Genomic DNA, 23,281 nt, shown 5'->3' with positions numbered 1-23,281 from the left:
TTTTCAAAAATTCTTGACGTTTTTTTTAGATTTTCTAAAATTGCGCCAGAATTTTCACTGCGTATAATGGTTCAGCGTGAAATCCGATGGGTTTTATTGCAAAACTTCCACAGAACAAAAAAGAATTTTCGCTGTTTCTTTTTATCATTTCTTTTATTTCAATGAACATCATCGCACCTCTAATCACTTGTTTTGAAATGGGCTTTAGTTGTAGGGGTTTGGATCTCATTGTGGATTCCAGAAAAAGACGCCATTTGATTTTGTGAAAAACGAGTATTCGTTTCGAGCGTCAGAAGCGGACGGCAATTCTGTCTCCGAGTGGACTTGTTTGACATAGAATGAATAGAGCTCAAAGAAGTTGAAATGGGGCGTTAGTGATTTGACGTTGTCATGATGTTGCATTTTAAAATGGGGATTAGGTTGATAGGAATGCTGGCGAGTTTTCTTTTTATATATTTGATATCATGATTCTCTCATTTTCCCTTAAAAATTTTGGTTGTATAGAAAAAGCCGAGGCAGGTTCTCTTGCTCAAATCAATTTGATTGTCGGCCCAAATTCAGTGGGTAAATCGATTTTGCTAAAGGCTCTTTATTCTGGCGTAAAGTCTGCTGAAATGTATAAACGAGGGAAAGATGATCGTTCGTTCTATTCTATCTTCTCCGAAAAATTGAGATGGGTTTTTCAGCTCGATTCCCTTTCCGAGATCGTTCGGGTCGGGCAAAATTCGCCTGCGGAATTTGAATGGCGAACTTCCGAAGAACATTTGTCCATAAAAATTTCATCCGAAGGCAAATTGACTTTCGGCGAAGATTCTCCAAAACCGAGAAATGTAAATTCTGTCTTTATTCCGGCGAAGGAAGTGATATCGCTTCAATCCATTATCAACAAGGCTCGATATGTGGACAAAATCTTTGGATTTGATGAAACCTATTCGGATTTGTGCACCGCTTTGTCGCTTCCGACAACAAAGGGAAAGAATTATAAAAACTTTGCGCATTCCCGCAAAGAATTGAAGGGGTGACCGGCGGCATTGTTTTCTTTGACAAGAAGAAAAGTAGATGGATGTTTAGCAAGGACGATATTACGCTTCCGATAGAATTGGCGTCCGATGGAATCAAGAAAATTGGCATTCTGGATACGCTGCTCGGAAATCGCTATTTGTCGCCGAAGTCTGTCGTTTTTATTGACGAAATAGAATCGTCTCTGCATCCTGCAGCCATATCGAAACTTTTGGATATTGTTTTTCAGTTGTCGAAGACGGGAATTCAATTTTTTATTAGCTCGCACTCCTACTTTGTCGTAAAGAAACTGTATTTGATTGCCTTGGAAAATGAAATAGACATTCCCATTTTATCCTTGGGCGAAAATTTAACATTGAACAACTTGAAGGACGGAATTCCGGAAGACAACGAAATTATTGCCGAGTCCATCCGTCTTTACGAACAGGAAATTCGGCTATGACAGAAGAGGTGAAGATAACAGAATCGGGAATGACTTTCGTGCTTCCGAAAGAAAAATTGTTTTATATCGAACCGTATGCTCAACAGAATGATTTTAAATTGAAAACAGTTGAGTTTGTTTGGTGGGAAAATAACGAGATGCGGTTTATCGAAGCCAAGTCTTCCGCCCCGAATGCAAAATCGGGAAATTCCGCATTGCCTGAATATATAAGCACCATATCTGAAAAATGGATAAATTCTATCCATATTGCTGCCAGCAAATTTCTAGGAGTTCTTCCCGGCGAATCGAACAATTTGAAAAACTGGGGTAATATTCGGCTTAAACTTTATTTGGTTTTAGGAACAAATGCGAACGGGCAAAATTTTAGAAAGGAATGGCTCCCGGATTTACAAAACGCTTTTAACATGAATGGAAATTTAAAAAGCTGGCGTAAAGTCTGGAGTCCAAAAGACGCCAATTGGATAAAAGTCGTGAATGAAGAAATGGCTCGAAAAATAGGGATTCTTCCGGCTAGATAAGTCCCCAGATTCAAATCATAATTTTCCCTTTTCGTTTGTGGATTCCAGAAAAAGACGCCATTTGATTTTGTGAAAAACGAGTATTCGTTTCGAGCGTCAGAAGCGGACGGCAATCCCGGCACCGTTAGGGTAGAAATAAAAAGAAACGCGGTCTTCGCTTTTGCCGTCGCGAAGGTTGGCAAAGCTTTTTCCCACCGTGCGGCCAATGGCAAAGCTGACAAGGGCTCCCGCAAAAATATCGCTCTCCCAATGCGCCATAAAAGACATGCTGGCCCCGATAAGCAGGGAATAGGCGATGGCTCCGATGCGAATCGCCGCATTTTCGGGGTAGAGGGTCGCAAGAGTTGTCGCCATGGCGACCGCTGTTGCCGTGTGTCCCGAAGGCCAGCCGTCAAAAATGCCCCCGCGCCAGATTCCCCATTTGAAATCCCCGCTGTAGTCCTTTTGGTAATCTTTGTCTCCATCGGCGGCGTCGGCAACGTGGGGCGGCGTGCGCCCCGTAAAAATCTTGGCAAAGCTGGTGACGCCAAATCCGAGAATGGCGGCTTGACCGACCGCGATTCCAGCGATTTGGATTTCGCGGCTGTCGCTTCCCCAATACATCGACAGGGGAACGATGAACGGCGCGAGCGATCCGATGACGCCTCCGGGAAGAGTCGCCCACGTAGCAAGAGCTTCGTGTCGAACGCAAAAACGGTTCCATTTCCAGTCGGCTCCGCTTTCCACCAGCCCGTAAGTCCCGGCGGCACCGAGCGCCCAATGCGCCCCATAGCCATAGGTGAATGCGCCCAGGGCGTTCCACCCGAACTGGTGAAACAAAGTGGGGAAGAGCGGGACGCGTTCCGGCTGTTCGATGGCGGCGAAAGCAGAGGTTGCCAGAATCCAAAAGAAAATAATCGGCAGCGCAAAGGAAAATTTCATTTTGATAAGATAATACTTTGAGTGGACTTCAAGACAAGGGGCTTTTGGCATTGCGGTGAGTAAAATCGGAGTGGGAAAGTGCCAGGTCAGCAAAATATCATTTGATGCAAACGGAAAAATGTGGATAGAGAGCAAATATCATTTGATACAAGCCGGAAAATGTGGATGGAGGGCAAAATATCATTTGATGTCGAGCAAAATCTTGTCTGCATTTCATAGCGAGGTGGAAGCAAAGTGAATGACGAAATGCCCCTTTGACTCCCGAATGTCCGGTATTTAAAAACTCCTCCCTTGGAAAGGGCAAAGCAAAAAGTATATTTAGGCGGAAATTTGGGAACCCGCTATGAAATTCCTATACATCTTGGTCAGCAACGATAGCGATATTTTCTATGAACAGACTTTGGCTTCTGTCCATTCGCTGAAGCATTATAATCCAGAAGCTTTTGTTACACTTCTTGTGGATGATAAAACCGATAAAACGTTGTTCGGCTTCCGTGCTGAAATCAAAAAATTCATCCAAGAATATAAGGTCGTTCCTTTTGACGAAAAAATTTCTAATAAGGAACGCTCCCGCCGCTTGAAAACGAATATGCGGAATTTGTTGGAGGGGGATTTTCTTTATATCGACGGAGATACGGCGATTACAGATAAATTGGAACTTTCTCTTGACGAAGACGCCGATATTGCTGCGGTTTCTGACTTGCACGCTCGAGAAAACGATTCCTATCACGTCCGGCACAAGAAAAACAACGCGGATAAAAAGACGCTAGGATTTACTCTTTCTTTAAAGGATCTTTTTTTTAATGGCGGCGTGATTTATGCCAAGGATTCACCGAAAGCCCATGCGTTTTTTGACAAATGGCATGAACTCTATCTTTTTTGTGCTTCCCGCGGCATTTATACGGACCAGATTTCGTTGAATGAAACGAATCATCTTTTAGGGCGTCCCATTCGGGAACTGCCAGGAACGTGGAATTGCCAAGTTCGCGAAGCTTATAATCATTTATATCGCGTGAAAGTTATCTACCCATTGCTATGTCAAGCGAAAATCGTTCATTTTTTTGGCTCGGGAATTGATGGCAAGCGAGAACCGCATCCCTTGATGCGAAAGGATTTTTTTGAATCTATTAAGCGCAACGGAAAAATAGATGAAAGGTCTCGGCAAATTATCTGCAATGCTAAAATGGAATTTGCTTTTGCTCCAGAAACCCTTGATGCGAAAATGCGCTTCCCGCTGTTTTTTATCTATCGTCAATTTCCGCGGATGGCAGAATTATTATTGAAAGAAAAAAAAACACACTCTTTGGCGGTCATCTATAATCCAAAATTCAAAGCCAGTGAATTTGTTATTCAGGGAATTACGCTTCCAGATGTCGAAAAGATTCCTCTTCATTTTCAGAATAACCGTTTGAAATTTGCGCTTTATGGATTGTTTTTGCACTTGCATATTTTTCCTTTAGCATTTTTTTTCCGCTATTCCCGAAAGACCCGGAAAAAACTGAAATCTCTTTGTGGAGATGTTTTTTGCTGGGACTGTTGTTCGCTTCAGGAATATCCTGTGTTGAATAAGGGCTTGCATTCTGCTCGCCGAAAAAAGGTGTTTTTTTGGAATCCCTTATCCCGCTGGCATTCGTTTCCGCATTTTATTCAAAAGCAAGTGGACTTTTTAAAAAATCAGAATTTTAACTTTTACACGATTGAAGCGAAGGATGCGCAAGCCTATTCTCTGGAACTTGTCAAAAACGTCAATCGGAAATGTGATGAGCCGGAGAATGTTTCTATTCGGCAGGATTTTTATTTTATTGGGAAAGAGAAAAAAAGAAAAGAAACAATATCCCTTTTGGAACGCGCTTTGCAAAAAAGAGGATTCCGAACCTTATTCTATTTAGTGAAAGACAAATGCGATGCGATTCCTCTGGATGAAAATGTACGCCATTTGCAGGAATCCGCTTGTATTGTGGATATCGTTGATGAAAATCAATCGGCATTTACGCTCCGACCTTTTGATGCGTTATTCTTAAAGCGGAAACTTTTGACCAATTCTTGGCAAATAGAACAGGCGGATTTTTATCATCCGTCGAACATATACATTATTAAAAATAATTCTTTGGATGGCGTTGAAGATTTTATGAAAGAACCTTATCGGGAAATCGACCCGCAAATTATTGCGCAGTATGAAGTCAATCAGTGGCTGCAAAATTTCCCAGGAGTTTCTTTAATTTCGACTGGACGATGATGGATTCCATACAGACCGATCAAAAATTTTTGATGAAAAGTACGCTGTTTACTTTTTTGGGTTCCGCCCTGAAAGTCATCGCGCCCGTTTTGACGATTGTCGTTGCGCGCGTTTTTGGCAAGGAACTTTTTGGCATTTACGTTTCCACGCAGCTTCTGGTTTTGACGCTTAGCCGTGTGGCGATTCTTGGGCTCGACAAGGGATTGCACCGCTATTTGCCGCAGAACAAGGTGTGCGGGCGTATTTTATACGAAGGTATCGCCGAGTCGTTGCGGTTTGCGCTTGTTGTGGCTTTGATTATTTCATCTCTCCTTTGGATGGGTTCTTTTTTCAATTTGCAAAGGTTTTCGACGGGGCTTGCCATGCTTTCGTCGGCGGAAATCTCCCTCTACGTCCTTTCGGTGATTCCTTATACGGCGCAGTTGCTTTTTGCCGGGGCTTCGGAGGGGAACCGTCGTCCGCAATACAAGATTTTCATTAACGATTTTGCGGTAACGACTCTTTCTCCGGTGATAGCGTTGGCTTTTTACTTTGCGGGAATCTCGGGAAAATTTGCGCTGCCTCTCGGCTTTTTTATGGCCAACATATTGGGCGTTATGGTGTATTTCTTTTTGATGAAAATGCAGTTTCCGGAGCTTCGCTTTTTGCAGAAGAAGAAAATTCCGAAGGAACTTCTGGATTTTTCGCTGCCTCTCGGCTTTGCCGAAATTGTCGCCGCTTTTTTGCTTCGCGTGGACCTTTGGATGGTGCTTGCGCTTATCGGTCCGGAAGCCGCTGGTATTTATGCGGTCATGGTTACGATTTCAAATGGACTGAAAACCATTCGCCAAAGCTACAATCCGATTTTGCAGCCGGTCGTTGCATCGATGTCTGCGGAACGCCTGAAAACCGATTTGAACCCCGTTTTTTCGTATTGCGTTTCGATGGTGACACTTATCCAGTTGGGTATCGGATTCTTTATCGTGTTTTTTCCGGAACAGACGATGCTGATTGCTGGCAAGTCTTTTATTACCGAGGAAAATCCTGTCGCGGTTTTGGGAATTCTGATTATCGGCAATTTGATTAACGGCTTTTTTGGACTTTCTGGCGCGGTCATCAACGGTTTAGGTAAAAGCAAATTCATGTTGATGATGAATGTGGTTTCGCTCATTTTTGCGCTGGCGATGAACCGTTTGCTGATTCCGGTTCTGGGCATTGCGGGGGCGGCGCTTTCGTCGATGTCCTACCAAATTTTGCAAAGTATCTGGATGAATATCTATTTGAAAAAAATGGGATTCTGGCTTTATCAGAAATTTCTTTGGGGGCAGGTGTTTTGGATGGCGCTCCTGGTGGCGTTTTATGTTTATTTGCAGCTCGCCCCCTCGCCTTCGCTTTCTTTGAAGGCGGTCGTGTATGCGGTTTTGCTTCTTTTGTTGCTGTGGACGTTTTGGAAACAGGGGCTTTCCGGCTATAAAAAGGGCGTAGCGCAAAATTCTTCAAAGAAAAATTAGAGGTTTCGGACGATGCTTGTTTCGGCGATTGTTGCGGTTTCGGAAAATAATGTGATTGGTAAGGACGGGCATTTGCCGTGGCATTTGTCGCAGGATTTAAAACGCTTCAAGGCGATAACTTCGGGGCATTCCGTTTTGCTTGGACGCAAAAATTATGAAGACATTGGGCGCCCCTTGCCGAACCGCACGAATTATGTGCTGACGCGGAATGAAAACTTTGAAGCGCCGGGCTGCGTTGTTTGCACGAGCTTGGATGCGGCGGTGGCCGCTGCGAAAGAAAGCGGGGAGTCGGAACTTTTTGTGATAGGCGGGGCGGAGATTTACCGGGCGGCAATGCCGCTGGTGGCAAAGCTTTATTTGACCCGGGTTCATGCGCAGATAAACGGCGACGTGGAAATGCCGCCTTGGGGTTCAGGCTGGAAAATGCTGAGTGAAGAATTTTGTGAAAAAGGCGAAAGGGACGATTTTTCTTGCACTTTTCAAGTGCTTGTCCGGTAGGTAGCTAGTTTTTAGTAGTTAGTGAGCCAGTTGAAATTTCGCCGCCCTTTGCTATCCTCCCCGTACAAATTCAATCGCTTCATCCAGTTTGCGAAAACGCCGGATGTCGATTTTAGAGGATTTGGAGATTTTGGACGAAGCCGGAAGAAGGATGTGTTCAAAACCGAGCCTTTCCGCTTCTTTTACCCGCAGGTCGGTCTGGCTGACGGAGCGAATCTCCCCCGAAAGACCGAGTTCGCCGATGACAATCGTTTTGGGTGGAAGCGTGATGCCCAGATGGTTGCAGACGATAGCGAGCGCAATGGCCAAATCCGTTCCGGTGTCGTTGATTTTGAGCCCGCCGGCGATGCTTGCGAAAACGTCGGAGTTGCCGATGGGAATGCCGCCGAATTTGTCGAGGAGCGCCAGAATGATGGTCAGGCGTTTGGGGTCGATTCCGGCGGCGACCCGTTGCGCGACGGCGTAATTCGTTTGATTCACCAGGGCCTGCGTTTCAAAAAGCATGGCGCGGGAACCTTCGATGGTGCAGCTGACGACGCTGCCGGGCGAGTTCATATTCGTGGCGTCAAGAAATATCTTGCTCGGGTTGGTCACGCTGACAAGCCCGCCGGAAGTCATTTCGAATACGCCGATTTCATCCGTTGCGCCAAAACGGTTTTTGATGGTTCGCAAAATCCGGTATTGATTGTTGCGGTCGCCTTCAAAATAGGCGACGGTATCGACCATGTGTTCCAGAATCCGGGGGCCAGCGATTTGCCCATCCTTGGTCACGTGCCCGATGAGGATGGTAATGCAATTTGAATTTTTGGCGAAAACCATCAGGGACAGGGTGCTTTCCCGCAGCTGGGAAACGCTGCCCGGCGTTCCCGGCAGTTCGGCGTTGTAAATGGTCTGGATGGAGTCGATTACCATGATTTCCGGTTCAATGGCTCTTGCCTTTTCCAAAATCCTATCCAAGTTGGTTTCGCAAAGGAGCATCAAGTCGCTGCCGGAAACTCCCAGCCGTTCGCTGCGCAATTTGACCTGGACCGCGCTTTCTTCGCCGCTGACATAAAGCGCTTTGACTCCAGCGCTTGCCATGGTCGCCATGGTTTGCAGCACCAGCGTGGATTTGCCGATTCCCGGATCGCCGCCGATAAGCACCAAAGAGCCGGGAGCAAAGCCGCCGCCGAGAGTTCTGTCAAATTCGGGGCTGGCGGAACTGAGCCTTTGGGTCGCGGTGGTCTGGATATCGGCTAGGCGGCGGGGAATTCCCGCTGTTCCATCTTTGTCCAAAGAATTGCGGCCAAGTCCTCGCCGGGTGGATTTGTTTTCGGCGGCTCTTTCGACGAGAGTACTCCAGCTTCCGCAATTCGGGCATTTCCCCGCCCATTTTGGGGTGACTTCGCCACATTCGGTGCAGACAAATTCTGTTTCGGCTTTCATTGGCTACTCCATAAAAATCGGGTTTAAAATAAAAAACTGCCACTGTATTTAAGTGACAGCTTTTGTCGAAATTTGAAAAGACTAGTTTTCAATGCCGGCAGCTTGATCCGCAGTCTTGCGGCGGCGTTTCTTCTTTTTCGGCTGGTCCGAAGAACCGCTCTTCTTTTCTACGGTGACGCTTGCCGCTTTTTCGCCTAGCTTGGTGAATCCGTATTGACGAGGTTCAAAGCCGTCCGGGAATTTGGTCTTGGCGTCGTAGATGACCTTTTTAGCGGTGAATTTTTCGATGTGCGCGTTGGAAAGGTCCGCTCCGCTGAAGTCCACGTTTTCCATTTTGGTGTCCGCGTCGAACTTTACGTTTTGCATATTGGCGTTGAGGAATGTCACGTTGTCCAGCTTGGCTCCGGAGAAGTTTACGCCGGTCAAGTTGGCAAGGTCGAAGCTCGTGCGGCTGACCGTGGAGTTCGAGAAATTCGCTTTGGTCAAGTCGGCGTTGTCAAAGATGTCTTTGAAAACATAAGTGCCGTCAAAGATGGACTTTTGCATGATGGCACCGCGGAAAATGCTCTTGCTCGCTTCGCCGTCAAAGAAGGAGACCTTGTTCATTTTGGCCTTTTCAAAGTTGCTCTTGGTGACGACGCCCTTGTCGAAGATGACTCCGGAAAGATCCTGGTTGGCGAATTCCATGTTCTTCACATTGGATTGGGCGAAAGAGGCTTTTTGAATCTGCGTCTTGGAAAGGTCCACGTCGTTGAAATCCGTCAAAGAAAGGTCGGCGCTCTGCATATTGACGTTGATGAACTTGGCTCCGCCGAAATCCGCCTTGGAAAGACCGGCCTTGGTGAAGTTTACGCCGTTGAGTTCCACACCGCTGAAGTCGGCGTTGATCAGGTTGCAGGCGGTGAAATCCGTTTTGACGATAGTCGCTCCGCTCAAGTTGGCGGCACCCATCAGGGAACGGGAGAAGTTGGTGTTGGTCAGGTTGGCATCGCTGAAATCCGCCTGGGTCAAGTCCACGTCGATGACGGAAGCGTTTTTCAGGTTGGCGTCGCTGAAGTCCGCCTGGTCGGAAACTTTCATCGCGTCGAGCCGGGCGTTTTCCAAATTCGATTTCGGGAATTTGGAGTCCAGCAGGGTCGCCCTGTAAAGGTTGGCTTCTTTCAGAGAGGCGCCTTTAAAGTTTGCTCCGCGCAGGTCTGCGCCGGAAAGAATCGCTTTGTCCAGATTGGCGTCGCGGAAATCCGGATCGTTCATCACGGAGTTCTGGAAATGGACTTCTTGCAATTTGGCTTCGCGGAAAGAAACGGGAGAATGCGTTGCGTTGGAACCGGTGAAGTCGGTGACGTTCTTTACAGCCTTTGCATTGTTAAAATTGAATCCGTCAACATTCTTACTGCGGAAAGAGACGTTGATATCCTTATTGCTCCAGTCGGTTTGCTGGGCAAATGCGCCAGTGGCCATGGAGGCGAGCAAAAGAACACCGAACTTGGAAGTCAAATTGAGGTGCATATTCATTCTGTATCCCTTTTTAAGAGTCTAGTCAAAATTTTGATAGACCTAAAATAAATTAAAAAATGCCCTTTGGATAAAAAAAAGATTAGATGTTTCCATAAAAAAGCTATTTTGGGGGGCATGGCAAGTTATTTGAAGGAAAAATACGATGTAATTGTGTGTGGCGCGGGTCCTGCGGGACTCTATGCTGCGAATACCCTTCAAAAAAGAGCCGGGAAAAGAATTTCCGTCTTGCTGCTGGACAGAAAATCGCCGTGGAAAGAGCCCGTTTCCTGCGCGGAAGCGGTTTCCCGCAAGATATTTTCGCGCTACTGGAAGCCGAACGAAGATTGGGTCCGGGAGCATTTGGACGGCGTGTATTTTACGTCTCCGGACATGACGCGGGTGGAATTTCGCCAGCCGGATTGCGGGCTGATTTTGGACAGGGCCGCTTTTCACCGGGAGATGGCGGAAAAAGCCCAGGAGCTCGGCGCGGAATGCCATTTTGAAAATGTCGTGGAAAAGATTTCCCGTTCAGAGGATGGACTTTGGAATGTCGTCGTTCGCCACAAGGATTCTTCTGTAACCCTGCAAACGAGGACGGTTATCGATGCGACGGGACCCGGGGCGAAGATCACTCGGGGAATTTCGGAACTCGCGGAATTGGAAACCGGCGATTTCGATGTGGAACCGGCGGTTTTCGCCCTTGTGGAAGGCATCCCGCACGATGTTCAGCATATTGAACTGCTTTTTGGGCATCGTTTTTTCCCTGGCGGATACGGATGGGTCTTTCCGCGCGACGGCAAGGTGGCCAATGTCGGGCTTGTGAACGGTCGGGAATTTGTGAAGAGCCACCCGCCGAAAGCGACTTTGGATGCGTTTATTCTAGAAGCGTATCCGGATGCGAAAATCCTTTCTTACCACGGCGGAGCGATTCCCTGTGGCCAATCCCTGCGGCCTGTGGCCGCTTGCGGGCTTTTTAAGGCGGGGGATTCGGCGAGCACGGTGAACCCCATCAGTCGGTCCGGAATTGTGGAAGCGCTCAAAAGCGGAAAAATTGCGGCGGAGTGCGTGTTGGAATGGCTTGCCGCTGATACGGACGAGCAACGCCGTCATGTGGAGAAAAGCGCGCTCGCTCGCTGGATGAAAATCCAGGGCAAGTCGCACTTGAATTTTCACCGTGGAAAGGCCGGATTCGGACGCATTTCCGACAAGCAATTGAATCGGGCTGCGCACCGCCTGGCTTCGATTCCGGCGGAAAAACGGACGCTTTTCCGGATTTTTTGGACGGTCCTTTCGTCGTCCCCCACGATTTTGTGGAAATTGCGCTCTTTCTTTTTTTAGGTCTGGGAAATGAAAAGCATTCAAGAAGTGGAACAGGATATTCGGAACGTTTTTGCGGGCTTTGTTTCGCCGGACGACAAGTGGTCTTATCTGCTGCGCTTGGCCAGGGAACATCCCGGAATGGATGCGAAGCTCAAAGAAGAAAAATTTCTGGTCAAAGGCTGCGCTTCCCGGATGTTTCTTGTTCCGGAGTTCAAAGAAGGGCGGCTGCGCTTGCACATGGATACGGAAGTCGGGGCGGACAATCCTTTGATAAGCCGCGGGCTGGGCGCGCTGGCCCTGAAGATTTACGATAATCGCACGCCTGCGGAAATCCTGGCTTCCGATCCGGAGTTCTTTCAAAAAATCGGTTTACAGCAAGGGCTTTCGCCGACCAGATCCAATGGCTTTGCGAGCCTGCTGAAACAAATTTACCTGTATGCAGAAGTTTTTAAGGCACTTTCTGCGCGGGGCAATTTATAGGAGTCACGATGCTGAGTTTTCAAAATATCATGGGCGGAAAAAATCCGTTGGACGATCCGGAAGATGATGAAAATCCGGACGGAGGCAAAAAGCCCGAGCCGACGCAAATTGTCAGCTGGCAGGACGCCTTGGTGATTCTGGTCATTATTGCGGCGATAGTCGGCGGCTACCAGTATTATCAATATACCAAGCGGGAGAGCGAAGAAATTTTTGCCCGTTGTGCGCTTCTTTACGACGGCGGGGATTTGGTCGCTGCCCGGGATTGTTACGAAAGTACGTGGGACTTGAGCTACGCGCCCGCGGACAAGGACAGTTTGCGGGTCGTGCGCCTGGGGGAGATTGAAGACATCAAGGTGGCGCAGGAATTTGTTCTGGAAACCGTGCAAGCGGCGTTATCGGCTGGCGATTCGGCGAAGGCTATCGAAGAGGCTCAAAAAATGACGTCGCCGCTGCTTCTGTCGGAAGAGGATGCCGGGCTGTGGAAAGAAATTTCCGGGTCGCTTGCCGTTTTGCGTTCTGAAACTTCCGAGTCTCCGTCCGATTCGCTTTCGCGTTAAAGGCTGCTTCTTTCGAGGGGAGTTTCGCTGCCGGCGAAAAGTTAAAACCTGTGCGTTTGAAAATAGAAGAAGCGGCGCCCCATGAGTTTTGGTAGCTTGTTTCTTTTTGGCGAATTGGCCACGCCAGAGTCCCCTTCATACAAAGGCAACAAGTTCCCAAGTATTCCGTGTGCAACTCTGCCGCTTGAAGTCTAGCAACGTGAACTTCAAGGAAGGACGGCCTGTCGGCAGTCAGGACGGTCTCCCGGCTGCCGGACCTCCTGTAGAAAAACGAGAAAAGCCCCTGACGTGAGGGGCTTGCGGGGTTAATAAGACGTGGATGTTTTGAGTTATTCTTCTCCGATACCTATAGTAGTTGGACGGCATGGTTTATCACTACTCTTGCACGAGGGATTAAAATTCCACTTGGAGATGTCACCGGTGAAGGCGGAGCTGGTGGCGAACATGTCGCCCATATCCGTCACGTTGCCCACGTCCCACTCCGAGATGTCGACGCTCCTTCCCTTCAGATCGATGTAACATGTACCGTTATTTTCATCGCAGTAGAAAAAAAAGTTCGCTCATGTCCGTAATTTTCGACACGTCGATGATATTCAAGTTCACGTTGTCGCCTTTCGAAGCCGCATCTATTTCCGCCTGTACCAACGTCATCAAGTGCCCTTTCGTCTGTGCTACAAATAGAATTTCGGTTGAACCAGACGATTTGCCTTCCGCCAGATTCGAGCTGGAGGAGAGCGTTCCTTCCGTCCCGGACGACTTCCCTTCGCCCGCGCTGGAACTGGAAGACTCCGCATCTCCCGATTCAGAAGACTTGCCTTCGCCCGCACCCGAACTGGAAAGCTCTACCAGTCCCGGATCGTCTTGCTCGCCGGATACGGTATTGCCGCTGTCGCTATCGCTACAGGCGGACATGGCCAGCAAGAACGAGATTGCCAATAGACTTGTCACCTTCTTCATGTTATTTCTCCTTGGTTTTGGGCATGGGCATACGGGTGCCCAGCACGAAGTTGTGTTTCAAAACGGCGTTGCGGATATTTTTCCAGAGCCTCTCGACGGAAGATTGGTCTTTGGTCAGGGTGATGAACTTCTGGGTCTGCCCGTTTTCGAAAATTTCACCGTCGCGACTTCCTGGCAGGTCGAAACCCCTTCGAGGAGCGAGTTGTCCAGCACGAATTTTTCCTTCCATGCCGCACCCGCACTGGCCGGGACAAAAGAGAAGGGTTTGTCGAAATTTTGGAAGGTCGCACCCTGGTAGAGGACCCTCTCCTTGTCTTCGGCATTCAAGGAAAGCGAGAGAGAGACCTTGGCTTAGGTGTCGAAATCCTTGCCCAGTTTTTCTCGGACCTCGCCGTCGAACTTGGTGGGCCATGCGGGAATTTTGTCCCCCACCACGAAGACCGTGTCCAGAAGGTGCTTGCCGCCCTGGGTGCTGGCAAAAAGAATCAGGGAACCCGGTTCGAGATTTTTCAGCGTTGTGGAGGAAGGCTGCTGGCAGTTCCCGTAGCGGAAGCGTTCCCCGAAAACGAAGGGGTCCGTGTCCTGGGGGCTTTCGCTGGAAGCGTTAGTGCCGCACGAGCCGCACTTTCCCTCGCCATACGAGCCGTCCTCTGCCGGGAGGTCGTTCAAGTCCAGGTAGGGAGTGAAAATCCGGTGGCCCGCGGCATCCTTCTCGATGGTGGCGTGGGCTTCCCATTCGCCCCAGAACCCGATGTCGCCCTTGCAACGGGCTCCTTTCGCGTCGATGTAATCCGCAGCCGCCGATTTGATGAAGTTGCGGGAATGCCTGCCGAGGCTCCACGCCTTGATGTCGCCGTTATTTTCCGGGTATTCCTGGCCCGGGTGGAAAAAGAGTATTGCTTTCATAGCGTCTCCAGTTTATAAATTCGCAATACAAATGTAAGCAAAAAATATTGTCAAGCATTTTTTGAAATTTGGGGGATTTTGGGGTAAAAATAGGAAAAGCCCCTAAAAATGGCTAAAAAAACGCTTGAAATTTGGCCGCGTGAAGTCCAAGGAGGGACGGTCTCCCGACCGTCCAAAGAATCTGGAAATCCGAGGAAGAATTTTCTGGAAAATCCGGCGGTCTATTTTTGCTCGGGCAAGTAGCGCCAAGCGACGAGACGCCCGACGGTTAATCGCTCAAAATTTTTCAAAAGCCTTTTGACAGTCCGGTTTTCCCATATTAGATTTATAATGAACAAATGTTCATTACACAAAACCAAAGCCGTCGCTTTCTAAGCTTGTAGCGACAGGAGAGAGAAAAATGAAAAGATACGAAGACCTGGACATCACCGACAACTTCATGTTTTCCAAGGTGTTCAGCAACGAGGATGTGGCGAAGGACTTTCTACAGGACATCCTGAAAATCTCCATCGAAAAAATCGAAGTCGTCACGGAGGCCTCCGCCCAGGAGGACCCCTTCCACAAGAGCGTCCGCTTCGACGTTCTGGTACGGGAGGAATCTTTCAGCGAATTGAAATCCGTAAGGAATCTGCCGGGCGTCGGCCGCTACTTCGACATCGAGCTGCAGATGGACGACACGGGCGAGCTCCCCAAGCGGGCCCGCTATTACCAGGGGATGTGCGATTTGGACGCCCTGGGCAAGGGAGCGAACTACGAGGAACTCCAGGAGCAATACATCCTTTTCCTTTGCCCGAAGGACATCTTCGGGAAGGGCAAGCCCATCTACCGGTTCCAGAACCGCGAGGAATCCGACCCGAAGATATTGATGGGCGACCTCTGCTACAAGAATTATTATATCTTTAGGAAGTTCGACGAAATCAAGGACGCCTCCATCCGCGAGTACATGCGGTATTTCGCCACTCAGGAACACCGGTCAGAGAAGATGGAGCGTATTCACCGCCTGGTGGAAAGATACCGTCAGGACCCCGTCACAAGGAAGGCTTACATGACTTTGGAACAGGAACTGGACATCCGATACAAGAGGGGGCTCGAAAAGGGGCTTGAGCGAGGCCGTTCCGAGGGCGTTGCGGAAGGGAGGGCAGATGAGAGAAAGGAATTGGCCAAGGCGTTCCGCGACGACGGTGTTCCCATAGAACTCATTTCCAAACGCACAGGCCTCTCGCCCGAAGAAATCCGGGCGTTGTAAAGAACAGGCTTTCCCTAAAAAGCCAAAGTTCAGATAGCGGCGCGCAAAGCGATCCAGTCTGATTTTCCTCCGATGGATTCCAAGCACAGAACCGAATCATCCGGATATTGAATCCGAAAGTCTGCTCCGACATGAGAGAAGCTCCTTTTGCAAATCGGCGTCGCTTAGAATCCGCGTTTGTACGCTTGTAAAAATGAGAACCCCGAAAGCGTTTTTCTTCGCTAGGATAAGCTCCCTAGTCGATAAAGATGTTTTCCGGTTTACATCTTTCCGGTGCTGCCGAAGCCGCCGCGGTTTTTGTCTTCCAAAACGCTTTCCACGAAATGGATTTTTGGTTGGTTCTCCAGAATGCGGAACTGCGCAATGCGGCTACCCTTCTCTATAACGACGTCCTCTGTCGCATAAGCGGGAAACTTCCTGCCGCATTGAATCTGGCTGCGTGAAGAGGCGTTTATGGCGGGACGATGAAAAAAAACGCTCCCCCGAAAGAGGAAGCGCCATTTGAAGAAAACAGGCTTTAATCGATGTCCTTGAGGCAGCGGACGGAGGCGGATTCAGAAACCATATACAATAAGGACCTTTCGAAAGATTTACTCTTGGCAAACAAATACCGCGCATAAGCCTCAGTACTTTCCTTAAACGTAGACGACCAGAAGTATCCGCGAGTGCCGTTATAATTGAAAATGGTTCCGTAATCCGATCCGTATCCTGCGGGGAGCGCCGTGAAACCGAAGTCGTCCGAGCCGTTTCCGCTTGAAGCCCACCCGGAAGTCGATTTGAGCGCAGTCCCTGCCGTAGCCTCTCCCCCAACGGCGTCAGCCAACTTTGCAAACTCGCTGGTATCCGGCAGGTGCCAGCCTTCCGGGCAAACGCCACGGACAGTTCCGCTCGGACTACAAGCTGCGTCGTAACCGCACCCCTTGCCAGCAGTAGAAAATTTAGCAGCGGAATCCATGGCCGCGCTCCACTGGTAAAGCCGCCCGTATTTGGCGCAGGAATCCGGTTTGTTTTTATAGCAGAAACTGGAGGAATCTAGGTCATAGGTGGGTTGCAAGTAGGCGTAATTCAAATTCTCCGCCATCCAGACCTGCGACCCGATGATGACGTATTTATATGAGGAGTTGTCCCTGGCGTCCGAGAAGCTTCCCTTGGTTCCGTGGCCCATCCAGTCGTAGTACTTTTGCTCGGTATCGAACTGGCACACAAAAGCGGAATCCGCAGCCTTCAAGAAGGTTTCCTGATTTCTGGAGTCGCACTGTTTATTAAAGGAAATCTCGTGTTCCGTAGCCTTCTTCCACCAGGAATAGTCAAAACCGGATGAAATGGAATCGTAGCAATGATACAGGGTCAAGGATCCTGCTGTATAAGCCAGGGCATAAATAAATTTTATGACATCGCTTTGCTGCTGTACGCAGGCCTTGAGCAGAGAGTCCTGACTCAGGGAGAGTTCCTCCTGACTACTCAATTTCACCACGTTGCAGGCATAGCCGTTGATGATGGAGTCCTTTATCGCCGCATTGCAAATGCGCCCAGTCACCTTTTCCACTTCGCTCGCTGCGCGCCATCCCGCACTTTCGCAGGCGTAGCCGTTTGTCGCCGTGTTTAGAATCGCTGCCGTGCATATCTTCCCGGTCGCCTTTTCCGCAGCGCTCGCCTCGCGCCAGCCGTCCTTTGCGCAGGCGTAGCCGTTTGTCGCCGTGTTTAGAATCGCTGCCGTGCACACCTTCCCGGTCGCGATTTCCGCAGTGCTCGCCGCCACCCATTCGCCGGATTTACAGACCTTGCCCTTTTCCACGGACACCACGTTTTCGGTGGATTCCAGACAGGCGGCGCCCATCTCCACTTCGCCGGACGAGGCTTTCTTCCACTTGCCGTCGAGGCAGAGCTTGCCTTTCAGCACCTGCGCGTTCAGGTTGCCCGTGCAGGGGACGCCGTTGTTGGAGAGGTCGTATTTCGACGCCTTCACCCACGCGGAAGTGTCGCACACGAAGAGGGTGTCGAAGGTCTTCAGGTTGAAGTTCGTTTCCGCTCGAACGCTGTCCTGCATTTTCAAATCGCAGATGCCGAGGAGCGATTTCTTTAAAATTTCCCAAGCAAAACCTCCGTTATTCGCGCATACAAAAAGGCTGTCGCCTTTCTTCAAATTCGGGTTCGGTTCCGTCCGGATGGAATCCAGCGAGTCCGCGTCGCATTTCCCGAGGCCGCTGGTCATGACCGCCATCCAGTCGTTTTCCGCCGCATGGCACACAAACCAGTTCAGGGTGTCGCCGTCCACTTTTTCCGTGCAGAGCTTGCCGGTCGCCGCCTCGCCCGCCGTCGCCTCGCGCCAGAGCTTTTTGCTTCCATCGCACACATAGCTCGAATCGGACGCTGTGGCATGCAGCCCGAAGATGCGGTGCGGGTTTTCCTCCTTCGCTATCTCGCCTTCATTCTTGTCCGTGCAGTTGCCAAGCGTCGAAGTCGTGTCCTTATCCCAGCCCTCTTCCGTGCAAATGTAGAAGTTCAAGGTATCGCCCCGGAGAGTCGAGTCGCAGAGGTTCCTCGTTGCACTTTCCGCTTCGCTTGCCATGCGGAACATCTCGCCGTCGCACACGTAGAGTGGCAGCGCCTTGTCGCTTGAATCCGCCACGAAAAGCCCGTAATTTCCCGCATCACAGACCTTCCCCGCAGCCTGTTCAATGGAAGACGCTTCCAGCCAGAGCGAGTCCTTGCAAACATAGGTTTTCACATTCTCCTTGTCGCTGGAGTTCGTGGCGAAACTTCCATAATTTTTATAGGTGCAGAGAGCCTTCGCCGCAAGTTCGGCTTCGCTCGCCTCTCGCCAGAGATTCCCCGTGCAGACGTAATGCACGACCTTCTTCTTGTTCGTCGAGTCATCGCGGAATTTGCCTTCCCATTTTTCCACGCAGGCGTTCTTCAGCGCGACTTCCACGTCGGTGGCCGGTCGCCACGCGCTGTCCGCGCAGACCAGAGATTCGCCGTAATTGTCCAGAGCCTTGTGGGTCTCCTTGCGGACCGTTCCCGCCGCCGCCAACGAGTCCGTGCATTCGCCCACTCCCGGGACCGGGTTCCACTTGCCCGATTCGCAGACGTAGGAGCCCTTCATTTCCTCCACGAAGTAAGTGTCGCCCTCAAAGGCCGAAAGGCACTTGCCCAGGTCTTCGACTGTCTTGACCGCGCCTTCCTCGCCGCCCTTGTCGGAACCGGAGGACGACGAGTCGTCCCCGCAGGCAAGCAGGCACAAGAAGGCGGCGCCCGCGGCGACTTTTGTAAGGGGAATCTTTTTCATGTTCTCTCCTTTTAAGGATATTGAAATTTGCTAAAAATATAGCAACAATCTGTTTTTTTTCTTACGTTTTGTACAAAAAAGGATTCATGGCAAACTTCCACAGAAACCGCCAATGGTCATGTTTTCCTAGATGAGAAAGCCCTTTTCTTCCAAAAGGAAAATCTTTCTTCTAACGGCCTTACTCATCTTGTCGCGAAATGGTATTTCAGGCTTTTCGCTGGAGGCGATCGTCATTATTAGCGGCTGTACGGCATCATTGCGTGGCGATCTTGTCGCTCACAAGGATTGTTTCGTCGTTCCGCTCTTCACAACGCCAGACGCAGGTTTATTCGAAGTTTTCCATTCAAAAAATGGGAAAAAGCCGGGTTTTATGCTTTTCGGGAAACTTCTATGTGGCGGGTTTCGTCGTCGGCGATGGAAATCAAAATTTTGTGGGTCAGGAGTTCTTCGCTGTCCAGGCGTTCCGGCCATTCGATAAGGGTCACGCCTTTTTGCGATGCGTAATAGTCGATGCCGATTTCTTCTAGGTCCGCATACGGGGGCAACCTGTATAAATCCAAATGGAAAATGGGAATGGAGGGGTTCGGGTATTCGTGGACAATCGTGTAAGTGGGGGAGTTCACTTGGCCCGCAAACCCCAGACCTTGGCAGATTCCCCGGCTGATGACGGTTTTTCCCGCGCCGAGAGTGCCGAACAGCGCGACGACCGAGCCATGCGAAAGGCTTTTCGCAAAATTTTCCGCCCAGGCGAGAGTTTCTGTTTCGCTGCGGGTTTCCCGAATTTCTTGCACGACAAAATCCTTCATAATTTATCCCGGAATTGCTCGTAAGTAAACCGATGAACCAGTTTGAATTGGCCATCCGGCGTCCAGATGCCGATGCTCGGGTGCGCGACGCCGTTGAAAAAAGTCGTTTTGACCATCGTGTAGTGAATCATGTCGAAAAATACGATGCGGTCGCCGACTTGCAGCGGGGAATCGAAAGAATAGTCGCCGATGACGTCTCCTGCGAGACAAGTATCGCCGCCCAGACGGTAGTCGTATTTTTTTTCGCCGGGGTTGCCGGCTCCGATAACGGTGGGGCGATAGGGCATTTCCAGGCAGTCCGGCATGTGCGCGCTGACCGAGACGTTCAGAATGGCGATTTCCTTTTCGTTGCGTACGATGTCTTCGACGCTGGCGACCAGCTCTCCGGTTTGCCAACCGACGGCTTCTCCCGGTTCCAGCACGATTTCGATTCCCGGGTAGCGCTTGTGGAAATCCCGGAGGATGCGGATCAGGCGTTCCACATCGTAGTCTTCTCGCGTGATGTGGTGCCCGCCACCAAAATTGACCCATTTCATTTGGGGAATCCACTGGCCGAACCGCGCTTCAAAATTCTGGAGAACGGCTTCCAGCGCGTCGGCGTTCTGTTCGCACAGGGCGTGAAAATGCAGGCCTTCAATGCCGTCGAGTTCTTCGGGCCGGAATTCTTTTTGCGTGACCCCTAAGCGGGAAAATCTGCCGCAAGGATTGTAAAGATCGGTTTCTACGGTGGAAAATTCCGGATTGACCCGGATTCCCGGACTGACGTGCGCCGCCAGGGTTTGGCTTTTGTAACGCTTCCATTGGCTGAAACTGTTGAAAGTGATGTGGTCGGCGAGGCGGAGGATCTCTTCGATTTCTTCGCTTCCATAGACCGGTGCAAAGACGTGCACTTCTTTTCCCATTTCATTTTTGGCAAGCTTTGCTTCGTTTAAACTGGATGCCGTCGCTCCAGCGAGATACTTTCCCACGAGCGGGAATGTGCTCCACATGCTGAACCCTTTGAGCGCGCAGATGATTTTGACTTCGGCTTCTTGTTCTACCCGTTGAAGGATTTGGAGATTGCGGATAAGGCGACTTTCTTCTAATACGTAACAAGGACTGGGGACTTGGGAATAATCGATCATGGTTCAAATTTACTTTTTACTAGATTTCACTCCAAGAGAGGTTTTCTTTTGAATCGAATTTGTCGCAATCTTCTTGTTCTTATCGGCTTTACAGGCGTAGCGCTGGCTGCGCCCATGGAAAAAGCTCCCGTTTCGTCGTCTTCTGCCGCTTTGCCCTTGAATGCCGGCACTGCCGCGTCCTCTTCGTCTGCGACGCTGATGCGTGGGCTGGGGGATTTCGGCAAGGCCATCGAAGCGAAAATGGATTCCATTTCGGCATCGCTTTCCAGTGCCAAAGCGTCCAATTCCGATAGCATAGCCAAGGTGAAGGCGGACAGCGTTCGTGCGGCGATTCAGGCGGGCAGCTATGTGCCGCGCGCCCAGTATGACAAGAGCAATTTCGATTCTTGGAAAATCGATACGGTGTATCAGAAATCGATGAAGGAACGGGTGGCAGGAACGTGGCGCACGCCGATTCTTTCCCACGGTCACGCTTTTCGGGATGCGGAACTCAACTTCTTGGGCAACGATACCATTTTGGGAACGACCCGCACCTATTCGGATTCTGGCCGTTACCAGATGACGGGCGAATATACCTATCGGGCGCGTTACCGTTTTGACAACGATTCCACCATCGTCACCCGGGAAGTGTTCAAGGATCGCGGTGTCGTCCGTTGGGATTTTATCCATTTCCGGATTCAAGACGAAAAATTTCTCTACCATCTGGTCAAAATCGAATTCCGGGACTTGAACGACAACTGGCTGAATGCGCTCCAGGGTTTTGACAAGGTCGAACCGGAAGTCTATCTGCGGGTGAAGGACGGAAATGCTGCCGGGCCTAAGTCCGTTTTGAATGTCAACGACAAATAGCTCCCCTTTGATGTGGCGGACTCGGTGCGGTTTTTTCATTCTGGCTGTGCTGGTCTGCCTGTTTGGATTCATAACGATTTTTTGGGGGCCTTCGGCGTTCTCGTTTCGGGATGTGCTTTTGGCATTGGGAGGGCGCGGGGACGTTGTAGTCCATGATGTCGTCTGGCAAATTCGTTTTCCCAAAGCTGTAGCGGCGTGTTTGGCCGGAGCGTCCCTTTCGGTTTCGGGACTGGTTCTGCAAAGCGTTTTTAAAAATCCATTGGCGGGACCGTTTGTGTTGGGAGTGAGTTCCGGGGCCAATTTGGGCGTGGCTCTGGTTTTGCTTGCCGGTGTGGGCGCGTCTTGGGGGCTTGTGCCTTGTGCGACGCTGGGAGCTTTTGGCGTTATCCTTTTGGTATTGCTGGCAGCCAGATATGTTTCCCGTTCGGTTTCGCTTTTGATTGTCGGATTGATGATCGGTTATTTCGTCGATGCGCTGGTTTCTTTTTGGATGGCGACGAGTTCTTCGGAAGCATTGCGCGGTTTTATTACTTGGGGACTGGGCTCTTTTTCTCGATTGTCGCTGGAGAAGGTTCCGGCGTTTGCTGCGTTTGCGCTTGCCGGTTTGCTTTTGTGCTGTTTTCAAATCCGCTACTTGAATGCGGCGCAAGTGGGTGAAACGTTTGCGGAGTCTTTGGGCGTGAATGTTCGGGTTTCGCGGACGGTCGCTCTGTTGGGAGCGAGCTTGCTTGCGGCTTCGGCAACGGTTTATTGCGGCCCTGTCGGTTTTATCGGGCTGACGTCTCCGCATATCGCCTTTGGCATTTTCCGCACTTCCAATCATCGGGTGCTTTTGCCGGCTTCGGCTCTGGTCGGCGTTTTGCTGTCTTTGGTTTCTGGCTTGATTCCGGGCATTCCGCTGTCGAGCCTGACGAGCCTTTTTGGTGCTCCCATCGTACTCTGGATTTTTTTGCGTTCTCACCGCGGCGGGGAATATGGCTGAAACGGTTTTAGAAGCGAAGAATCTTTCTGTCGGTTATGGAATGCCGCTTTTTCCCCAGGCGTCTTTGGATTTGCAGGCGGGAGAATTGGTCTCGCTTGTCGGTCCGAATGGCTCGGGGAAAAGTACGCTTTTGAAAACCTTTGCCGGACTTTTGACGCCTTGTTCGGGGACGATTCGTTTGTGCGGGATGGTGATGGAAAAAATGGCGAAGAGAAAAAGGGCGCAGTTGGTCGCTTCGGTCTTTACCCATGAGCGCGCGCCGTTCGGCATGACCGTCCGGGAATTTATTTCCCTGGGAAGAATTCCCTTTTCGGGAATCTTTGACCAGCGAACGGAAGGCGATGAACTCGCTGTCGATGACGCTTTGGCGAATACGGAGCTGACGGATTTTGCGAATCGCCGAGTGGCGGCCCTTTCGGATGGCGAACGCTCTCGGGTTTTGGTGGCGCGAGCGATGGCGTCCCATCCGAAGCTCTTGCTTTTGGACGAACCGACCGCCTTTTTGGATGTCCCTCATATTTTGTCGCTCTTCCATTTTTTGCGGGAATTCGCTGAAAAAAAACAAATGGCCATTCTGCTTTCGACGCACCATTTGGACTATGCGTTTCGTTTTTCGCACCGCGTCATCGCTTTGGACGGAAAGGGTGGAATCGGCGAAGGCTTTCTGCCAAAAATGCAGGAAGCGGGACTTCTTTCTTGGGCGAAGGAATAGAAAGGC

25 protein-coding genes are annotated in these 23,281 nt (G+C 50.1%); 14 read left to right on the top strand and 11 right to left on the bottom strand.

The window, feature by feature from the left end:
- Window positions 1-34: 34 nt before the first annotated feature.
- The gene (locus BGX14_RS15480; protein WP_158223221.1) at window positions 35-229 is read right to left on the bottom strand and encodes a hypothetical protein; all 195 of its coding nucleotides are present in this window, start codon (window positions 227-229) and stop codon (window positions 35-37) included.
- A 439-nt stretch (window positions 230-668) separates the two neighbouring features.
- On the opposite strand from BGX14_RS15480, the gene BGX14_RS15750 reads away from it, so the two are divergent.
- From BGX14_RS15750 to BGX14_RS03740, 3 genes are read left to right on the top strand one after another with little or no spacing between them, the layout of a single operon-like run.
- Window positions 669-1,022 (top strand): hypothetical protein, encoded by a 354-nt coding sequence (locus BGX14_RS15750; protein WP_198951144.1) that lies wholly within the window; start codon window positions 669-671, stop codon window positions 1,020-1,022.
- Window positions 1,019-1,462, top strand: a complete 444-nt coding sequence (locus tag BGX14_RS15745; protein ID WP_198951143.1) for an AAA family ATPase — start codon at window positions 1,019-1,021, stop codon at window positions 1,460-1,462. Before BGX14_RS15750 ends, BGX14_RS15745 begins: the two co-directional genes overlap by 4 nt.
- Complete coding sequence (locus tag BGX14_RS03740) at window positions 1,459-1,980, top strand: hypothetical protein (RefSeq protein ID WP_073302919.1); 522 nt, start codon at window positions 1,459-1,461, stop codon at window positions 1,978-1,980. Before BGX14_RS15745 ends, BGX14_RS03740 begins: the two co-directional genes overlap by 4 nt.
- Window positions 1,981-2,076: 96 nt before the next feature.
- Here the strand turns inward: BGX14_RS03740 and BGX14_RS03735 are convergent, their stop codons facing one another.
- Window positions 2,077-2,901, bottom strand: a complete 825-nt coding sequence (locus BGX14_RS03735; protein WP_158223220.1) for a phosphatase PAP2 family protein — start codon at window positions 2,899-2,901, stop codon at window positions 2,077-2,079.
- Window positions 2,902-3,244: 343 nt separating this feature from the next.
- On the opposite strand from BGX14_RS03735, the gene BGX14_RS03730 reads away from it, so the two are divergent.
- The 3 genes from BGX14_RS03730 to BGX14_RS03720 are packed head-to-tail and all read left to right on the top strand — an operon-like array spanning window position 3,245 to window position 7,125.
- On the top strand, window positions 3,245-5,137 hold the full coding sequence (locus BGX14_RS03730; RefSeq protein ID WP_095879094.1) for a hypothetical protein: 1,893 nt from the start codon (window positions 3,245-3,247) through the stop codon (window positions 5,135-5,137).
- Window positions 5,134-6,627, top strand: a complete 1,494-nt coding sequence (locus BGX14_RS03725; RefSeq protein ID WP_095879093.1) for an oligosaccharide flippase family protein — start codon at window positions 5,134-5,136, stop codon at window positions 6,625-6,627. Before BGX14_RS03730 ends, BGX14_RS03725 begins: the two co-directional genes overlap by 4 nt.
- A 12-nt stretch (window positions 6,628-6,639) precedes the next feature.
- Entirely contained in the window at window positions 6,640-7,125 is a 486-nt protein-coding gene (locus BGX14_RS03720; protein ID WP_073302925.1) for a dihydrofolate reductase, read from the top strand.
- A 51-nt stretch (window positions 7,126-7,176) separates the two neighbouring features.
- Here the strand turns inward: BGX14_RS03720 and radA are convergent, their stop codons facing one another.
- Both radA and BGX14_RS03710 read right to left on the bottom strand, forming a co-directional pair.
- On the bottom strand, window positions 7,177-8,550 hold the full coding sequence (radA, locus tag BGX14_RS03715) for a DNA repair protein RadA (protein ID WP_095879092.1): 1,374 nt from the start codon (window positions 8,548-8,550) through the stop codon (window positions 7,177-7,179).
- 81 nt (window positions 8,551-8,631) lie between these two features.
- Window positions 8,632-10,065 carry a pentapeptide repeat-containing protein gene (locus BGX14_RS03710; RefSeq protein WP_233126397.1) on the bottom strand — a complete coding sequence of 478 codons (1,434 nt, stop codon included), beginning with the start codon at window positions 10,063-10,065 and terminating at the stop codon, window positions 8,632-8,634.
- Window positions 10,066-10,182: 117 nt separating this feature from the next.
- Between BGX14_RS03710 and BGX14_RS03705 the strand changes: the two genes are divergently transcribed.
- The 3 genes from BGX14_RS03705 to BGX14_RS03695 are packed head-to-tail and all read left to right on the top strand — an operon-like array spanning window position 10,183 to window position 12,404.
- Window positions 10,183-11,385, top strand: a complete 1,203-nt coding sequence (locus tag BGX14_RS03705; protein ID WP_095879091.1) for an NAD(P)/FAD-dependent oxidoreductase — start codon at window positions 10,183-10,185, stop codon at window positions 11,383-11,385.
- 9 nt (window positions 11,386-11,394) lie between these two features.
- Window positions 11,395-11,847, top strand: coding sequence for a SufE family protein (locus BGX14_RS03700; protein ID WP_095879090.1), 453 nt, complete (start codon window positions 11,395-11,397; stop codon window positions 11,845-11,847).
- 8 nt (window positions 11,848-11,855) lie between these two features.
- Entirely contained in the window at window positions 11,856-12,404 is a 549-nt protein-coding gene (locus tag BGX14_RS03695; RefSeq protein WP_095879089.1) for a hypothetical protein, read from the top strand.
- Between the two features lie 329 nt (window positions 12,405-12,733).
- Here the strand turns inward: BGX14_RS03695 and BGX14_RS15975 are convergent, their stop codons facing one another.
- From BGX14_RS15975 to BGX14_RS03680, 4 genes are all read right to left on the bottom strand, one after another.
- Entirely contained in the window at window positions 12,734-12,850 is a 117-nt protein-coding gene (locus tag BGX14_RS15975; RefSeq protein WP_288787794.1) for a hypothetical protein, read from the bottom strand.
- A gap of 88 nt (window positions 12,851-12,938) precedes the next feature.
- On the bottom strand, window positions 12,939-13,361 hold the full coding sequence (locus tag BGX14_RS15740; RefSeq protein WP_233126396.1) for a hypothetical protein: 423 nt from the start codon (window positions 13,359-13,361) through the stop codon (window positions 12,939-12,941).
- Between the two features lies 1 nt (window position 13,362).
- Window positions 13,363-13,590, bottom strand: coding sequence for a hypothetical protein (locus BGX14_RS03685; RefSeq protein WP_095879088.1), 228 nt, complete (start codon window positions 13,588-13,590; stop codon window positions 13,363-13,365).
- A 122-nt stretch (window positions 13,591-13,712) separates the two neighbouring features.
- A complete protein-coding gene (locus BGX14_RS03680; protein ID WP_095879087.1) occupies window positions 13,713-14,267 on the bottom strand; it encodes a hypothetical protein in 555 nt (184 codons plus the stop codon).
- Between the two features lie 400 nt (window positions 14,268-14,667).
- Between BGX14_RS03680 and BGX14_RS03675 the strand changes: the two genes are divergently transcribed.
- A complete protein-coding gene (locus tag BGX14_RS03675; RefSeq protein WP_095879086.1) occupies window positions 14,668-15,513 on the top strand; it encodes an Rpn family recombination-promoting nuclease/putative transposase in 846 nt (281 codons plus the stop codon).
- A gap of 248 nt (window positions 15,514-15,761) precedes the next feature.
- Window positions 15,762-15,956 carry a hypothetical protein gene (locus BGX14_RS15475; RefSeq protein ID WP_158223219.1) on the top strand — a complete coding sequence of 65 codons (195 nt, stop codon included), beginning with the start codon at window positions 15,762-15,764 and terminating at the stop codon, window positions 15,954-15,956.
- 74 nt (window positions 15,957-16,030) lie between these two features.
- On the opposite strand, the gene BGX14_RS03665 is transcribed toward BGX14_RS15475, so the two are convergent.
- From BGX14_RS03665 to nspC, 3 genes are all read right to left on the bottom strand, one after another.
- Window positions 16,031-18,802: a fibrobacter succinogenes major paralogous domain-containing protein gene (locus tag BGX14_RS03665; RefSeq protein ID WP_095879085.1), complete on the bottom strand. Its 2,772-nt coding sequence runs from the start codon at window positions 18,800-18,802 to the stop codon at window positions 16,031-16,033.
- 368 nt (window positions 18,803-19,170) lie between these two features.
- The gene (gene tsaE, locus BGX14_RS03660) at window positions 19,171-19,608 is read right to left on the bottom strand and encodes a tRNA (adenosine(37)-N6)-threonylcarbamoyltransferase complex ATPase subunit type 1 TsaE (RefSeq protein WP_095879084.1); all 438 of its coding nucleotides are present in this window, start codon (window positions 19,606-19,608) and stop codon (window positions 19,171-19,173) included.
- Window positions 19,605-20,732 (bottom strand): carboxynorspermidine decarboxylase, encoded by a 1,128-nt coding sequence (nspC, locus tag BGX14_RS03655; protein ID WP_073302939.1) that lies wholly within the window; start codon window positions 20,730-20,732, stop codon window positions 19,605-19,607. Before nspC ends, tsaE begins: the two co-directional genes overlap by 4 nt.
- A 48-nt stretch (window positions 20,733-20,780) precedes the next feature.
- Between nspC and BGX14_RS03650 the strand changes: the two genes are divergently transcribed.
- From BGX14_RS03650 to BGX14_RS03640, 3 genes are read left to right on the top strand one after another with little or no spacing between them, the layout of a single operon-like run.
- Window positions 20,781-21,581, top strand: coding sequence for a hypothetical protein (locus BGX14_RS03650; protein ID WP_073302941.1), 801 nt, complete (start codon window positions 20,781-20,783; stop codon window positions 21,579-21,581).
- A gap of 10 nt (window positions 21,582-21,591) precedes the next feature.
- Window positions 21,592-22,563, top strand: coding sequence for an iron ABC transporter permease (locus BGX14_RS03645; protein WP_095879083.1), 972 nt, complete (start codon window positions 21,592-21,594; stop codon window positions 22,561-22,563).
- The gene (locus BGX14_RS03640) at window positions 22,556-23,275 is read left to right on the top strand and encodes an ABC transporter ATP-binding protein (RefSeq protein WP_073302945.1); all 720 of its coding nucleotides are present in this window, start codon (window positions 22,556-22,558) and stop codon (window positions 23,273-23,275) included. The genes BGX14_RS03645 and BGX14_RS03640 overlap by 8 nt, the downstream gene beginning before the upstream one ends.
- Window positions 23,276-23,281: the final 6 nt, after the last annotated feature.

This window comes from Fibrobacter sp. UWS1 (assembly GCF_002300445.1).
In the GTDB taxonomy this organism is placed as follows: Bacteria; Fibrobacterota; Fibrobacteria; order Fibrobacterales; family Fibrobacteraceae; genus Hallerella; species Hallerella intestinalis.
The sequence above is the reverse complement of the archived record's forward strand: the minus strand, read 5'-3'. Positions and strand labels throughout refer to the sequence as shown.